The 14,750-nt window shown below is 70.0% G+C and carries 11 protein-coding genes; 6 read left to right on the top strand and 5 right to left on the bottom strand.

What is annotated here, in order from left to right:
- Nucleotides 1-35: 35 nt before the first annotated feature.
- The 3 genes from AB5G72_RS12290 to pgi all read right to left on the bottom strand — a co-directional run bounded on the left by AB5G72_RS12290 (nucleotide 36) and on the right by pgi (nucleotide 4,435).
- A complete protein-coding gene (locus AB5G72_RS12290; RefSeq protein ID WP_440219982.1) occupies nucleotides 36-1,787 on the bottom strand; it encodes a DUF222 domain-containing protein in 1,752 nt (583 codons plus the stop codon).
- Between the two features lie 294 nt (nucleotides 1,788-2,081).
- On the bottom strand, nucleotides 2,082-2,672 hold the full coding sequence (locus AB5G72_RS12285; protein ID WP_440221495.1) for a dihydrofolate reductase family protein: 591 nt from the start codon (nucleotides 2,670-2,672) through the stop codon (nucleotides 2,082-2,084).
- 104 nt (nucleotides 2,673-2,776) lie between these two features.
- Nucleotides 2,777-4,435 carry a glucose-6-phosphate isomerase gene (gene pgi / locus AB5G72_RS12280; protein ID WP_440219980.1) on the bottom strand — a complete coding sequence of 553 codons (1,659 nt, stop codon included), beginning with the start codon at nucleotides 4,433-4,435 and terminating at the stop codon, nucleotides 2,777-2,779.
- A gap of 51 nt (nucleotides 4,436-4,486) precedes the next feature.
- Between pgi and AB5G72_RS12275 the strand changes: the two genes are divergently transcribed.
- A complete protein-coding gene (locus AB5G72_RS12275; protein ID WP_119192003.1) occupies nucleotides 4,487-5,158 on the top strand; it encodes a DUF5701 family protein in 672 nt (223 codons plus the stop codon).
- Between the two features lie 24 nt (nucleotides 5,159-5,182).
- On the opposite strand, the gene AB5G72_RS12270 is transcribed toward AB5G72_RS12275, so the two are convergent.
- Nucleotides 5,183-5,464 (bottom strand): chorismate mutase, encoded by a 282-nt coding sequence (locus AB5G72_RS12270; RefSeq protein WP_069388780.1) that lies wholly within the window; start codon nucleotides 5,462-5,464, stop codon nucleotides 5,183-5,185.
- A 58-nt stretch (nucleotides 5,465-5,522) separates the two neighbouring features.
- Here AB5G72_RS12270 and AB5G72_RS12265 point away from each other — a divergent pair, with 58 nt between their 5' ends.
- Nucleotides 5,523-6,947, top strand: a complete 1,425-nt coding sequence (locus AB5G72_RS12265; RefSeq protein ID WP_440219979.1) for an alanine/glycine:cation symporter family protein — start codon at nucleotides 5,523-5,525, stop codon at nucleotides 6,945-6,947.
- Between the two features lie 39 nt (nucleotides 6,948-6,986).
- A complete protein-coding gene (locus AB5G72_RS12260) occupies nucleotides 6,987-9,488 on the top strand; it encodes a UvrD-helicase domain-containing protein (protein WP_440219978.1) in 2,502 nt (833 codons plus the stop codon).
- A 76-nt stretch (nucleotides 9,489-9,564) separates the two neighbouring features.
- Here the strand turns inward: AB5G72_RS12260 and AB5G72_RS12255 are convergent, their stop codons facing one another.
- On the bottom strand, nucleotides 9,565-10,413 hold the full coding sequence (locus AB5G72_RS12255; RefSeq protein WP_244200753.1) for a M23 family metallopeptidase: 849 nt from the start codon (nucleotides 10,411-10,413) through the stop codon (nucleotides 9,565-9,567).
- Nucleotides 10,414-10,731: 318 nt separating this feature from the next.
- Between AB5G72_RS12255 and sucC the strand changes: the two genes are divergently transcribed.
- The 3 genes from sucC (at nucleotide 10,732) to AB5G72_RS12240 (ending at nucleotide 14,636) form a co-directional block, all read left to right on the top strand.
- Nucleotides 10,732-11,898, top strand: a complete 1,167-nt coding sequence (gene sucC / locus AB5G72_RS12250) for an ADP-forming succinate--CoA ligase subunit beta (protein ID WP_067717323.1) — start codon at nucleotides 10,732-10,734, stop codon at nucleotides 11,896-11,898.
- A gap of 22 nt (nucleotides 11,899-11,920) precedes the next feature.
- Nucleotides 11,921-12,823 (top strand): succinate--CoA ligase subunit alpha, encoded by a 903-nt coding sequence (gene sucD, locus AB5G72_RS12245; RefSeq protein WP_067717326.1) that lies wholly within the window; start codon nucleotides 11,921-11,923, stop codon nucleotides 12,821-12,823.
- Between the two features lie 127 nt (nucleotides 12,824-12,950).
- A complete protein-coding gene (locus AB5G72_RS12240; RefSeq protein ID WP_440219977.1) occupies nucleotides 12,951-14,636 on the top strand; it encodes a cell division protein PerM in 1,686 nt (561 codons plus the stop codon).
- The last annotated feature ends 114 nt before the right edge of the window (nucleotides 14,637-14,750 follow it).

The raw sequence follows: 14,750 nt of genomic DNA, 5'->3' as shown, positions 1-14,750 counted from the left end.
CCGCGCCGGTCATGCCCGGCGCGGCCCTCGTGGTGTCAGAAGGGTGGCGGGTCGATGAGTTCGTCGAGGCGTTCGTGGAGTAGGGCGCGGATGCCTTTTTCGATGTCGCTGTGGTGGGGTTTGTTGCGGGCCCACCAGCGGCTGGCGCTCTCGGGGGTGGCGCTGGCGGGGGTGGCTTTCTCGGGCGTGGTGTCGGTGGCCGCGCCGGTCGTGGCGCTGGTGGTGGCGCTGGCGGTAGCGCCGGCGGCGTCCGTGCCTGTGCCGTTCCCGGCGGCCGTGCCGGTCCCAGGAGCGGGCGGGGCGGGGTCAAAGGTGCGGGCGCGTTCGGCCTTGCGGCGTTCGGCGTTGCGGCGTTCGGTGCGGTGGCGCGCGGCGCGGCGCGACCAGAACGTCGGCTCCGCGTCGGCCTGCTCCTCACCGGTGGGCCCGGGGCTGCGGCGTGGCTGCCGGGTCCACGCCTCGGTCTCGGCGCGCGCCTGTTCACGCCGGTACTCGGCCAGCGGGCCGGAGGGTCGGGTGAGCATGGTCGAACCGTCCGAGGTGCGCACCAGCAGGGTGCCGTCGGGCTGCAGTTCGTAGATCCAGTCGGAGAAGGTCTTGAACCGGTGATGACGCCGGCACATCGCCGCGAGGTTGGCCTCGATGGTGTGCCCGCCCCGCTGGGGGTCGGCGTGATCGAACGGCACCACATGATCCAGATCACAGGCCTCGGCCGGGATCGCGCAGCCGGGGTGGCGGCAGGTGCCGTCCCGTAGCCGGATCCGGCGGGCCAACTGGGCACCGGGCCGGTATTTCAGGGCGGCGCGGGCGTCATCGGCGGCGCCGATGCGCGGGTCGATGGGTTCGAAGGTGGCTCCGTCGCTGGTGGCGAGCATGTCCAGCAGGGCCTGCAGGGCGGCCTGGCCGGTGCGGGTGAACTCCACTCGGGCGCCGCCGGCGTCGCGGGCGTGGTTGCCGGTGGCGATGACGGTGACCTTCGGCCGCAACGCCACCCCGGCACCCGGCGCGCCCGGCCGGCCGGGGCGGGCAGGGGTGCCGGCCGGGGCGGCGTCGCCGCACACCAGGGACATCAGGGCGTCGGCGCGACGCTCGGCGATCGAGTAGTCCTCGACCTCGCCAGAGCCGCCGGTGCCGGTGTCGGGGTTGGCGGTGTCGGCTTGGGTGTTGGCGGCGGCTTGGGCGTCGGCGTACTTGTGGTCTTTCACGCGTTGGTCGAGGGCCTCGGCTAGGACGGCGGCTTCCTCGGTGGCCAGGATCGCCGAGACGCTGGACATGCCGTCGACGCCCTTGTGCAGTCGCACCCCGCGGGTGCGGGCCGCTTCCTGACGGCGCAGGCGGATGCCGTTGGCGTCGTAGCGGGAGATGATCGCATCGACGTTGCCGCGGATGGCTTTCTCACCCATGCGCACCCCGCCCTCGATCGCGGCGAGGTACTCCTCGACGACCTGCCGCTGCACCGCCTCGAGCACATCGACGTGGACGGTGGCCATCTGCGAGGCCAGTATCTTCGCGGCCTGCAGATCCAGCCGCCCCTGCGCCATCGCGGACAGGATCGCCGGATACCGCAGGTGCAGATCGAGGGCGAAGGTGATCATCCGTTCGGCCCGGCCCGTCGAGATCGCCATCGCCGACACCACGTACCCCGCCGCGACATCGATCGGATCGAGCACGGCATGACCGGGCCGACACTCACCGCCGCCCGCCCCGGACTCCTCCCGGCGTTGGCATTCGACAAACAGCTCGTAGCAGGCCACGAACCGGCGCGCCGCCGCACGATTCTCGCCCATCCACCCCTCCCGCGCCGCCGCCCGCAACCCCGACAGTGAAGAGGGCGAGGCGGAAGACGAGGAGGCGCCGGCCGCACTGCCGCCCGGCGACGACGAACCACCGGACGGGAACGAGCCGCCGGACGAACGGTCTGCGTTACCGCCCATGTGCCCCACCCCCTGACCGTGCGCCGCCTACCCGGTGTCGAATCTGTGTTCTATGATACGCACACACATTCGACTAGGCAAGGGTTTTCCCCCGACGCACCGGGGGAGCACCGGAGGAGCACAGGAGACGCGCCGGGGGTCGAGCAGCTAGGCCGAATCGCGCGGTTCCGGGCTGACGACGTCGAAGAGCATGGCGGTGAACTGCCCGTCGGTGTCGAGTTGACGACGGTGGAGGCGGAGCCGACGGGGGAGCAGGGGGCGGCCGGAGCCGAGGACCACCGCGCACTGGTGGATCCACACCCGGTCGAGCAGACCGAGGTCGGCGAACTGCCCGGCGAGGTCGCCGCCGCCGACCACCCAGACGTCCCGCCGCTCCGCGGCCTCGACGAGGCGGGGGTGCAGGTCGGCGATACCGCCGGCGAAGTATTCCACGCCGTCGACGGGGTCGAGGTCCCGGTGGGTGACGACCCAGGTGGGCTGGGAGTACGGCCAGACGAACGGCTGGCCGTCCTTGGTGAGATCCCGGCGGACCCACTCGAAGGTGTTCGCACCGCAGACGATCGAGCCGACGCCGGCGAAGAACCGGTCGAAGTGGAGCTCGGGCACCGACTCGTCATCGGCCCCGGCAGTCGACCCCGGCGCGGCGCCTCCGGGAGTGGCGAACAGCCAGGAGAGGCTTTCGTCGTCGTCGGCGATGTACCCGTCGAGGCTCGTCGCGGTGCAGTAGATCGTGGCCATGCTCAAGAATCGCACGGTGGCGCGCCCCGCGCGAGGGGGACGGCGCACCCCGCTGAGCGGGCCGGGCGCACGAGCCGGCGCGGGAGACGGCGCCGGTGCGGGCGTCAGCGCCGGCCGCGTGCCTCGCGGTAGATCTCGACCAGGGAGTCCGTGGAGGAATCGAAGGTGGGGCCCGGGTGGGTGTCGGCGGTGAGGGCGCCCAGCAACTCGCCGGCCTGGGCCTTGCCCAGCTCGACGCCCCACTGGTCGAACGCGTTGATGCCGAGGATCGCGGCCTGGGTGAACACGATGTGCTCGTACAGGGCGATGAGCTGGCCGAGGACGCCCGGCGAGAGGGACGGCGCGAGGATCGTGGTGGACGGCCGGTTCCCGGGCATGACCTTGTGCGGTGCGAGGGTCGGGTCGACGCCGTCGGCGAGGACCTCCTCTTCGGTCTTGCCGAACGCCAGGACCCGCGACTGCGCGAACAGGTTGGCCATGAGCAGGTCGTGCATGGACACCGCGTCCGACCCGTCGGTGGGGTGGGCGTCCAGGTCCGTGCCCGGGCGGGCGATCCCGATGAAATCGACGGGAACCAGCTGGGTGCCCTGGTGGAGGAGCTGGAAGAACGCGTGCTGGCCGTTGGTGCCGGGCTCGCCCCAGTAGACCTCGCCGGTGGGGTAGGTGACATCGGAGCCGTCAAGCCGGACCGACTTGCCGAGCGACTCCATGGTCAGCTGCTGCAGGTAGGCCGGGAACCGTCGGAGGTCCTGGGCGTAGGGGATCACGGCCTTGGACTGCGACCCGAGGAAGCACGTGTACCAGATCCCCAGCAGCGCCATGAGGACCGGTGCGTTGTGCTCGGGCGCCTCGGTGGCGAAGTGCTCGTCCATCGTGTGGAAGCCCTCGAGCAGTTCGATGAACGCCGGTGGCCCCACCGTGATCATCACCGACAGCCCGATGGCGGAGGAGACGGAATATCGTCCACCGACCCAGTCCCAGAACTCGAACATGTTGGCCGCCGCGATACCGAAGTCGGCGACCTTCTCGGCGGCGGTGGAGACGGCGACGAAGTGCGAGGCGATCGCGTCCTCGGAGCCGAGGGCCTCCACGAAGTGGCGGCGCGCCGCGTGCGCGTTGGCCATGGTCTCCTGGGTGGTGAACGTCTTGGACGCCACCACCACCAGGGTCGTTGCCGGGTTGATCTCCGCGAGGGTGGCCGAGAGGTCGGCGGGGTCGACGTTGGAGACGTACCTGGCGCTGATGCCGGCCGTCCGGAACTGCCGCAGGGCGCTGTCGACCATCACCGGGCCAAGGTCGGAGCCCCCGATGCCGATGTTGAGCACCGTGTCGATCCGCTCGCCCGTGTGTCCGGTCCACTCGCCGGAGCGGACGCGGTCGGAGAAGTCGGCCATGCGTGTGAGTACCGCGTGGACGTCGGCCACCACGTTCCGGTCGTCGACGACGAGTTCGGCATCGGGCGGAAGACGGAGCGCAGTGTGGAGAACCGCGCGATCCTCGGTCGTGTTGATGCGGTCGCCCCGGAACATCGCGGCCCGCTGCGCCGGCAGCCGGGCGGCGTGGGCGAGTTCGAGCAGGGCGGACAGGATCTCGTCGGTGACCAGATGTTTGGACAGGTCCACGTGCAGATCGCCCGCGGTGACCGACATCCGGCGGCCGCGCTCCGGGTCGACGTCGAACAAGTCCCGCAGCGACACCTCGCCGATCGACGGAACCAGGTTCTCCACCGCTGCCCACTGCTTCGTCGTGCTGATGTCGGTCATGGCTTCGAGGCTAACCGGGAATAAGCGCGGGCCGCGGGCCGTTCCAGCGATGTGACCCCCGGAGTTCCGCCCGAAGCCCCCATCGCCCGCCAGGTCGAGCGCCTCGTCGAGCTCGGGGTGCCCGAGCTCGCCGGAATCACGGCCGATCAACTGCGGGCCCACGCCCGCGCACTGCCTGCCGGACCCGGCGACAGCGAAGGCGGTGGCGGGTCCGTGCTGGCCGTCCACCCGTCCCTGGTGCCCACCGCGCGACTGGCCACCCTCATGCGCCGCCACGGTAAGGCGGGCTTCGTCGTCGTCGACATGACCGACCTGGCCGAGTTCGTGCCCACCGACGACGTCCACGTCCCGGACGCCCCGTTATACCTGGTGGGGGACGTGACACGCGACGACGACATGCTGGACTGGACGCCCACCGACGCCCACACCGAGATGGGCGTCCGGGGTCGTACCCCGCTCACCGTTTCCGAGGGGATCAGCTGGCTGCTTCAGCGCCCCGACCTACTGGAGCCCGGGAAGTGCTTCATGTGCATCGGCTCACGCAAACCCAAGAAGGGCGGCGGGCTGGACTCGCGGACGCCCGCACTGTGGATCAGTGGCGGGACGGGCCGCGACGGCAAGCAGAACAAGGGCGCGCCCAAGGTGGGATGGTGCTGGGCGAACAATCACCACACCTGGCTGGGCTTCGCGTCCACGGCGGGCAGGGTCGGGCCGGAAGAGTAGCCGGGGCCCTGGTTGTCAGTACAGCTAGTAGCCCAGGCGGCCCCGGCCGAGACGCAGCAGCATGCCGGCGAGGGTCTGCCCTTCCTCGCCGAGCGAGGAGAACCGCTCGTACACCTTGAGCTCCCGGGTGTGGACGAGCTTCGTGCCGCCCGACTTCATGCGGGTGCGGCCGATTCGCTTGGAGATCTCGCTGCGGCGGACGATCGCATCGAGGATCTCGGCGTCCAGGCGGTCGATCTCCAATCGCAGTTCCTGGATTTCGGACTCTGACAGCGGGTCGTCGGTGCCGGCGGGATCGATGCTCATGACCGAATTATCCCACTGCGCCCCGAACCGGACGAATGACCGTCTAATGTTTCCGCCCGTGGAAGATATCAACACGTTTCTCGCCGACATCGGATCGGTGATCTGGGGACCGTTCGTCCTCATCCCGCTGCTGCTGGGCACTGGCCTGTTCCTGACGATCCGGCTGCGGATGCTGCAGTTCCGCAAGTTGGTCCCCGCCCTCAGGCTGGGGCTGCTGAAACGGAAGGACGACGGCGGCGAGGGTGACATCTCGCAGTACCAGGCGTTGACCACCGCCCTGGCCGCGACCGTCGGTGTGGGCAACATCGTCGGTGTCGCCACGGCCATCGCGCTGGGCGGACCGGGTGCCCTCTTCTGGATGTGGATCACCGCGCTCGTCGGCATGGCGTCCAAGTACTCCGAGGCGTTCCTCGGTGTGCGCTTCCGCGTCACCGACGCCCGCGGCGAGCAGTCCGGCGGCCCGCAGTACTACCTGCACCGGGGGTTCGCGGAACTCTTCGGGCGCACCGGCGGCAGGATCGGCCTCGTCCTGTCCATCGTGTTCGCGGTGTTCGCCGTCCTGGCCAGCTTCGGCATCGGCAACATGACCCAGGGCAACGCGGTGGCCACCCAGCTGGACAACTCGTTCGGCGTCCCGCCCGTCACCACCGGCATCGTGATGTTCGTCCTCACCGGCGCGGTCCTCCTCGGCGGAATCAAGGCGATCGGCCGCGTCACCGCCGGGTTCGTGCCGCTGATGATCGTGCTCTACCTCGTCGGCGGGACCGTCGTGCTCGTGGTCAACGCCGGCCAGATCCCGTCGGCGTTCGGTCAGATCTTCTCGGATGCCTTCACCGGCACCTCGGCGGTCGGCGGCTTCGTCGGCTCGGCGATCCTCTACGCCATCCAGATGGGTGTCGCCCGCGGCATCTTCTCCAACGAGTCCGGTATGGGATCCGCCGCCATCGCGGCGGCGGCGGCCAAGACCACCCACCCCACCCGGCAGGGCCTGGTGTCGATGACCCAGACGTTCATCGACACCATCATCGTCGTGACGTTCACCGGTCTGGTGCTGGTGACCACGGGTGTGTGGCAGGAGGGCAGCGACAGCGCCGGGACGATGACCGCAGACGCCTTCGGCTCCGCGATCCCCGAGGGCGACAAGCTGGTCGCGGTGTCCATCGCGTTCTTCGCCTTCTCCACCATCCTCGGTTGGTCGTACTACGGCGAGCGCTGCATGGAACGGCTCGTGGGCGCGCGCGGCGTCATCCCGTACCGCATGGTGTTCACCTGCGTGGTGTTCGTGGGGGCGGTCACCGAGCTCGAGGTGGTGTGGAACTTCGCCGACGTCATGAACGGCCTCATGGCCATCCCCAACCTCATCGGCCTCCTGGTCCTCTCCGGCCTCATCGTCCGTGAGACGCGCCACTACCTGGACAACGACCCCGGCCTGACCGCCACGGCGTCCCAGGTGAAGGAGTTCACGGGGGCCGGTCAACGCTGAGCCCGGGGTGTCGGACCGAGTGGGTAGATTGGACCCACGATGACCGACACCGCACACGCTTCCGCCCGACCGACCACGCCCCACTCGCCCCTCCTGGACGGGCTCAACCCACAGCAGGCCGCCGCGGTCACACACCGCGGCGGCCCGTTGTTGATCGTGGCCGGCGCGGGCTCGGGCAAGACCAGCGTGCTCACGCGGCGGATCGCTTACCTGCTGGCCGAGGGTGGCGCGCACCCGGGGCAGATCCTGGCCATCACGTTCACCAACAAGGCCGCCGCCGAGATGCGCGAGAGGGTCGCCACACTGGTCGGCCCGCACGCCGAGCGGATGTGGGTGGCGACGTTCCACTCGATCTGTGTGCGGATCCTCCGCGCCCAGTCCGCGCTGCTCGGGACGCGGAACTCGAACTTCACGATCTACGACTCGGACGACTCCCGGCGGCTGCTGGGGATGATCGCCAAGGAGCAGCAGCTCGAGGTCAAGAAGTTCACCCCCCGGATGCTGGCCACGGCCATCTCCAACCACAAGAACGAGTTGCGCGAGCCGTCCGAGGCGATGGACCGGGCGATGGAGGACTCCGACCGCACCGGGCAGACCGTCGCGGCCGTCTACACGGAGTACCAGTCGAGGTTGCAGGCGGCCAACGCCTTCGATTTCGACGATCTGATCGGGGAGACGGTCGCGCTGCTGCGTGCCCACCCCGAGGTCTCGGCGTACTACCGGCGGCGGTTCCGCCACGTCATGGTCGACGAGTACCAGGACACCAACCACGCCCAGTACGTCCTGGTGCGCACGCTCGTCGGCGGGGCGGCCGGGAACGACGACGACGACGAGGTGGGCGTCCCCCCGGCCGAACTCTGCGTTGTCGGTGACGCCGACCAGTCGATCTACGCGTTCCGCGGGGCCACGATCAGGAACATCGAGGACTTCGAGCACGACTACCCCGATGCCCGTTCCATCCTGTTGGAGCAGAACTACCGTTCCACGCAGACCATCCTCACGGCCGCCAACGCCGTGATCTCGCGCAACCCGGGCCGCCGGGAGAAGAACCTGTGGACCTCCGAGGGCGCCGGCGAGCTGCTGGTCGGCTACGTGGCGGACAACGAGCACGACGAGGCGAGGTTCATCGCCGGGGAGATCGACAGGCTGGTCGACTCGGGCGAGGCCTCCTACTCCGACGTGGCCGTGTTCTACCGGACCAACAACTCCTCCCGCGTGATCGAGGACGTGTTCGTCCGCCTGGGCCTGCCCTACAAGGTCGTGGGCGGCACCCGGTTCTACGAGCGCAAGGAGGTGCGCGACATCGTCGCCTACCTCAAGGTGCTGAATAACCCGGACGACGCGGTGGCGATCCGGCGCATCCTCAACACCCCCCGACGAGGGATCGGGGACCGCGCCGAGGCGTGCGTAGTGGTCCACGCCGAGCAGCGGGGGATCGGGTTCGGCCGCGCGCTGCGGGACGCGGCCGAGGGGAAAGTGTCGCTGCTGCCGACGAGGTCGGTCAAGGCGGTCACCGGGTTCGTGCAGATGCTCGACGACCTGCGGGGGCGGCTGGACGGCAGCGGCCACGCCGCCGGGGAGGACTCGGCGCCCGATGTCGGGGCCCTGGTGGAGGCCGTGCTGGAGAGCACCGGCTACCGCGCCGAGCTGGAGGCGTCCAACGATCCGCAGGACGCCGCCCGGCTGGACAACCTCAACGAGCTCGTCGGCGTGGGCCGGGAGTTCTCCTCGGAGGCCGCACTGCAGCGCTCCGCGCGGGAACAGGGCTTCGGGATCGAGGACGCCGGGGACGCCGCGGGTGCGGTGCCCGACCAGACGGATGCCCAGTTGGACGAGGGTCTGGCGGAGCCCGGGTCGCTGGCGGCGTTCCTCGAGCGGGTCTCGTTGGTCGCCGACGCCGACCAGATCCCGGACGAGGATCAGGGACAGGTCACTCTGATGACCCTGCACACCGCCAAGGGGCTGGAGTTCCCGGTGGTGTTCCTCATCGGCATGGAGGACGGACTCTTCCCGCACATGCGGGCGCTGGGGGACCCGGCGGAGCTGTCCGAGGAGCGCAGGCTCGCCTACGTGGGGATCACGCGCGCCCGCAAGCGCCTGTATCTGACCCGCGCGATGATGCGCTCGTCCTGGGGGCAACCCATGACCAATCCCGGGTCGCGGTTCCTGGAGGAGATCCCCACCGAGGCGATCGAATGGCAGCGCGAGGAGCCGGCCGGTGGTGGCGGTGTCGGGGATGACGACTCGTATGTCCCGCGCCGCCGCTTCGGAGGCGGCTCGGGCGGCTACGGTTCGGGCGGGTACGGCTCAGGTGGAGCCGGGTCCGCGAGTGGACGGTCGTCCGGGATCCCCCGCGCGAAGGCGTCCGCCCCCGCCCTCGAGCTGGCGCCGGGGGACCGGGTCACCCATGACAAGTACGGACTCGGCAAGGTGCTGTCCTGCGACGGCAGTGGGCCGCGGGCCACTGCGACGATCGACTTCGGTGCGTCGGGCAAGGTCCGGCTGATGCTCATCGGGGGCGTCCCCATGCAGAAGCTCTAGAGCAGAGGCGTCATGGCGCCGCCGGGGCCGGGCCTCTCGAACTATCGAGTGGGCCCGGCCGGAACAGGTCGAACTGTCAGCTACCGAAGGCGGAGGCGACGCTACCCGCGAGCACGTCGAGACCGTGCTCGGCCAGCCAGATGACGGGATCGACGTGCTGCTGGCCGTCGTTGACGAGCACCTCGAAGTGCAGGTGGGTGCCGGTCGAGAAACCGAGGTTGCCCATACCGGCGATCTTCTGACCGGCGTAGACGCGCTGGCCCTTCTGGACGTCGACGGTCTCCATGTGGCCGTAGACCGTCATGGTGCCGTCGTCGGACATGATCCGAACCCAGTTGCCGTAGCCCTGGGCGGGGCCCGCGTCGACCACGACGCCGTCCGTGGCAGCCAGGATGGGCGTGCCGTTGACGTTGGCGATGTCGATGCCCGAGTGCATCACGCCCCACCGCATCGCATAGGGGGAGGTGAACGCGCCGATCGCGGGGATGACGACCTTCGGCCGTCGCGCCTGCTCCTCGGCGATCTCGCGCTGGGCGTTGATCTCGGTGCCCGCGTACAGCATCGTCGAGCTGATGTCATCGGTGGACGAGCCGTCGGCAGCGGCCGGCACGACGACCGGCGCCGGGGCCGAGGGCGTCGCCGGCGCCGAGGTCGACGGTGCACCGGGCGCGGAGGTGGCGGGGGCGGGCTCCCCGTTGGCGAGCAGGGCGATGTCCCCGGCCTCGGCCGAGTGGGTGCTCGTGTCGCTCATGGCGGAGCCGGCCGAAGCCGCGGTCACCGCGGCGCCGGCCGCGACGGCCAGGACGGCTGCGCGACCGCGCAGTGCGTGCGGCGGCGCGGGCATCCGGTGACGGCCGACCCGGTGCGCACCGGCAGGGGGGATGACGACGGGAGTCGCGGCTTCCTCGAATTGCGACTTCTGCACCGTGTCGTTTCCCCTCTGCGTTCGCGCCGTGATCTTTTCGTGATGAACGTCGTCCAACGTAACGGATCGGCAACGGTGCCGCAAGGTTGTCGGCGGCGCGTGAGGGAGGGGTGCGTCACACCGGTGTGACTCGTGGTGCCCGAGGGGCTCCGGGGTGCCCATGTGTGGGGTGTGACGGTTCGGACTGCCGTCCGGTGTGATCCACTACACACATCTACCCCCAGTGTGCGACGGGGGACACACCACGCGCCTAGGATGAGGCAGGACTCGGCTTTCAACAGGGCCGGGCGAATCTACCCACGTCAAGATGGTGAGCTGATGGATCTCTTTGAATACCAGGCAAAGGCTCTTTTCGCGAAGCATGACGTGCCCACCACCCCGGGGCGCGTCGCGGACACCGCGGAAGAGGCCGAGAAGGTTGCGGCCGAGATCGGCAAGCCTGTCGTCGTCAAGGCGCAGGTCAAGGTCGGAGGCCGTGGCAAGGCCGGCGGCGTGAAGCTGGCGGAGGATGCCAAGGAGGCCCGCGCCCGGGCCGAGGACATCCTGGGCCTGGACATCAAGGGCCACATCGTCAAGAACCTGCTGGTCGCCGAGGCCAGCGACATCGCGGAGGAGTACTACATCTCCTTCCTGGTCGATCGGTCGAACCGCAACTACCTGGCCATGTGCTCGGTCGAGGGCGGCGTCGAGATCGAGCAGGTCGCCGAGGAGTCCCCGGACCGCCTCGCCCGGATCAACATCGACCCCACGGTCGGTGTCGACGAGGCCAAGGCCCGCGAGATCGCGAAGGCCGGCCACCTGCCGGAGGAGGTGCTGGACGCCGCTGCGGTGACCATCGCCAAGCTGTACGACGTCTTCATCAAGGAGGACGCCACGCTGGTCGAGGTGAACCCGCTCGTCCGTACGCCGAATGACGAGATCCTCGCCCTCGACGGCAAGGTCACCCTGGACGAGAACGCCGAGTTCCGTCACAAGGAGACCTTCGCCGACTTCGCCGACGCGGGCACCACGGATCCGCTCGAGCAGAAGGCCGCGGAGAACGACCTCAACTACGTCAAGCTGGACGGACAGGTCGGCATCATCGGCAACGGCGCCGGTCTGGTCATGTCGACCCTCGACGTCGTCGCCTACGCGGGCGAGAACCACGGCGGCGTCAAGCCCGCCAACTTCCTCGACATCGGCGGCGGTGCCTCTGCCGAGGTCATGGCCAACGGTCTCGACGTCATCCTCAATGACGAGCAGGTCAAGAGCGTGTTCGTCAACGTCTTCGGCGGCATCACCGCGTGTGACGCGGTCGCGAACGGCATCGTCAAGGCCCTCGAGATCCTGGGCGACGAGGCCAACAAGCCCCTCGTGGTCCGGCTCGACGGCAACAACGTCGAGGAGGGTCGCAAGATCCTCGCCGAGGCGAACCACCCGCTCGTGACCCTGGCCGACAACATGGACTCCGGCGCCGACAAGGCCGCCGAGCTGGCCGCCAAGTAAGAAGCTAAAGGACCTTACACACATGTCGATTTTCCTCAACAAGGACAACAAGGTCATCGTCCAGGGCATCACCGGCGGCGAGGGCAGCAAGCACACCGCCCGCATGCTCGCGGCCGGTACCCAGATCGTCGGCGGCGTCAACGCCCGCAAGGCCGGCACGACGGTGTCCCACAAGGACGCCGACGGTAACGACGTCGAGCTGCCCGTGTTCGGTTCCGTGAAGGAGGCCATGGAGGCCACCGGCGCCGACACGACGATTCTGTTCGTCCCGCCGCCGTTCACCAAGGACGCGATCATCGAGGCCGTGGACGCGGAGATCGGGCTCGCCGTGGTCATCACCGAGGGTGCCCCGGTGCTGGACACCGCCACCGCGTGGAACTACAACGTCGCCAAGGGCGGCAAGACCCGCATCATCGGCCCCAACTGCCCGGGCATCATCACGCCGGGCGAGTCGCTGGTCGGTATCACCCCGGCCAACATCGCGGGCAAGGGGCCGGTCGGTCTGGTGTCCAAGTCGGGCACCCTGACCTACCAGATGATGTACGAGCTGGCCGACTACGGTTTCTCGACCGCCATCGGCATCGGTGGCGACCCGATCGTCGGCACCACGCACATCGACTGCATCGAGGCCTTCGAGAACGACCCGGAGACCAAGGTCATCGTCATGATCGGCGAGATCGGCGGCGACGCCGAGGAGCGCGCGGCCGATTACATCAAGGCCAACGTCACCAAGCCGGTCGTCGGCTACGTGGCCGGCTTCACCGCCCCCGAGGGCAAGACGATGGGCCACGCCGGCGCCATCGTCTCCGGCTCCGCGGGCACCGCGCAGGCCAAGAAGGAGGCCCTCGAGGCCGCGGGCGTCAAGGTCGGCAAGACGCCGTCCGAGACCGCGCAGCTGGCCAAGGATCTTCTCGACGCCATGTGATCCACCCGCGGTGGCCCTCCCGGCGACCGCGAGTGCGCACTACCCAGCGACCCCCGTCATCCCCGGATGGCGGGGGTCGCGGCGTGCCGGGGGTGCCCCGCGCCGGTGGGTATCTACGGTTGTCAGAGTGAGTCCCCCACGCGTCATCCGGCCCGCTGCGAGACGGTCGCCCGCGGGTGCCCGCTCGTTGTTGTGGACGGCGGCCGCCGCGGCGCTGCCCGTCATCGTCTCCGTACTGGTGCTGGCGGCGCTCACCCTGGCGGTGCTGCTGTTCGCCGCCGACGGGTTCGACTCGCTGTTCGCGGTGGTCGCGGTGGAGTGGCTGGTGGTCAACCGGGTGCCGTTGACCGTGGACCGGGTCGAGCTGGGGTTCCTCCCGTTGTTGCCCGCGCTGATCTATGTGGCGGTCCTGGCCCGGCAGACCCGTGCGGTGCTGGCGGACGTCGAGCAGCCGGGCCCGCGCGAGGCGGGTGCGGCGATGGCCGGTGTGACGCTGGCGGGGCTGTTGCTGACCGGGCTGGCGACGCTGCTGGTCGGGTCGGCCGCCTCGGATTTCGCGGTGCGCGAGTCGGCCCTGCCGACGGCGTTGCTGTGGACCGCGGGTGTGGGGATCGTGGGTTCGGGGCTGGGGGTGTGGCTGTACTTCCGTCGCGACCTGCGCGAGATACTGCCGCTGTGGGTGCGCGGGGGGATCCACCTGGGCGCCGCGTTCGTCGCCGCGACGTGGGCCGTCGCGACACTGCTGGTGCTGGTCGGCCTGGTGATGGCGTGGGAGCCGGTGGGGTCGGTCCTGGAGATCGGCAAGGGCGTCGTGGGCGCGGCCGCGCTCGCGGGCATCTCGGTGGCGTACCTGCCCAACGTGGTGATGACGGGGGCCGCGCTCATGGTGGGCGGGGAGGCGCACCTGGGCGAGGCCTCCTACAGCGTGTTCGCGGTGTCCCGGGGGCCGATGCCGGAGGTGCCGTTGGCGGCCGTCCTGCCCACCACGAACCCGCACTGGGTCGTGCAGGGCCTGTTGCTCGTGACGGTGTTCGTGGCGGCCGGGCTCGCGAGGTCGGTCGCGCACTGGTTCCGCACGACGGGGGACGCCGTCAAGGCGACCTGGTTGGCCGCCGGGATCGTGGCTCTGGTGGTCGCGGTGAGCCCGGTCATCGCGGGCGGCCGGCTGGGGATGCTCGGCATGGTCGGGACGGGCTCGCTCATCGCGGCGTCGATGGCCCTGGTGCTGTTCGGCATCATCGGGTCGGCGACGATCGCCTTGTCGTTGGCGGGCCTGACTCGGCGCCGCGAGCGGGCCGAGAGCGAACTCGAGCGGCGTCGTCGCCGCGCCGGGACCGCCCGGGTGGTCGAGGACCCGGTCGAGAACCCGGCGGAGTATCCGGTCGAGGACGCGACCGGGAGCGGGGTGGGCGAGGTCGGCGAGGCCAGCACGTCAGGTGTCGAGGACGCTGGTGTCGAGGACGCCGGGGTCGACAGCGCCGGGGTCGACGACGAGGTCGCCGCTTCCGACACCGCCGCGGAAGCCGAGGTGGACGCGCAGCCAGACCTCGACCCGGCTGCCGACGAGGACGCGACGGTTGCCGGGGGTCCGCCATCACCGGCGGTGGTCGAGGACCCACGGCCGGCGGAGGAGCAGCCCGCGGAGGGTCAGCCCGCCGAGGATCAGTTCGAGGAGGTCCGGCTCGACGAGGGCGAGCCCGAGGACACCCGGCGTGGGGACACGGTCGCCGACGATGCCGAACCCGGCGATGCACAGTCCGACTCCGACGATCCGACCGGTCTGCCTGCCGAGGGCAGAGGGGCGGCCGACTAGACTCCCAGCCGTGGCCCGCGCTCCCGGTGGGTCTGAGGATCGACGGGTAGGAGAGCCGGACGTGGTCGGTAGCGAGACCCCCAGCGCCTCTCCACCCAGCGCCTCTCCACCCAG

This window comes from Dietzia sp. MNB45, assembly GCF_051994785.1.
Classification (GTDB): domain Bacteria; phylum Actinomycetota; class Actinomycetes; order Mycobacteriales; family Mycobacteriaceae; genus Dietzia; species Dietzia kunjamensis.
This window is presented reverse-complemented; position numbering and strand designations above follow the sequence as displayed.

Excerpts from the sequence above, each read along its gene's own strand:
- AB5G72_RS12290 (WP_440219982.1), bottom strand. The coding sequence starts at position 1,787 with ATGGGCGAGAATCGTGCGGCGGCGCGCCGGTTCGTGGCCTGCTACGAG.
- AB5G72_RS12285 (WP_440221495.1), bottom strand. The coding sequence starts at position 2,672 with ATGGCCACGATCTACTGCACCGCGACGAGCCTCGACGGGTACATCGCC.
- pgi (WP_440219980.1), bottom strand. The coding sequence starts at position 4,435 with ATGACCGACATCAGCACGACGAAGCAGTGGGCAGCGGTGGAGAACCTG.
- AB5G72_RS12270 (WP_069388780.1), bottom strand. The coding sequence starts at position 5,464 with ATGAGCATCGATCCCGCCGGCACCGACGACCCGCTGTCAGAGTCCGAA.
- AB5G72_RS12260 (WP_440219978.1), top strand. The coding sequence starts at position 6,987 with ATGACCGACACCGCACACGCTTCCGCCCGACCGACCACGCCCCACTCG.
- sucC (WP_067717323.1), top strand. The coding sequence starts at position 10,732 with ATGGATCTCTTTGAATACCAGGCAAAGGCTCTTTTCGCGAAGCATGAC.
- sucD (WP_067717326.1), top strand. The coding sequence starts at position 11,921 with ATGTCGATTTTCCTCAACAAGGACAACAAGGTCATCGTCCAGGGCATC.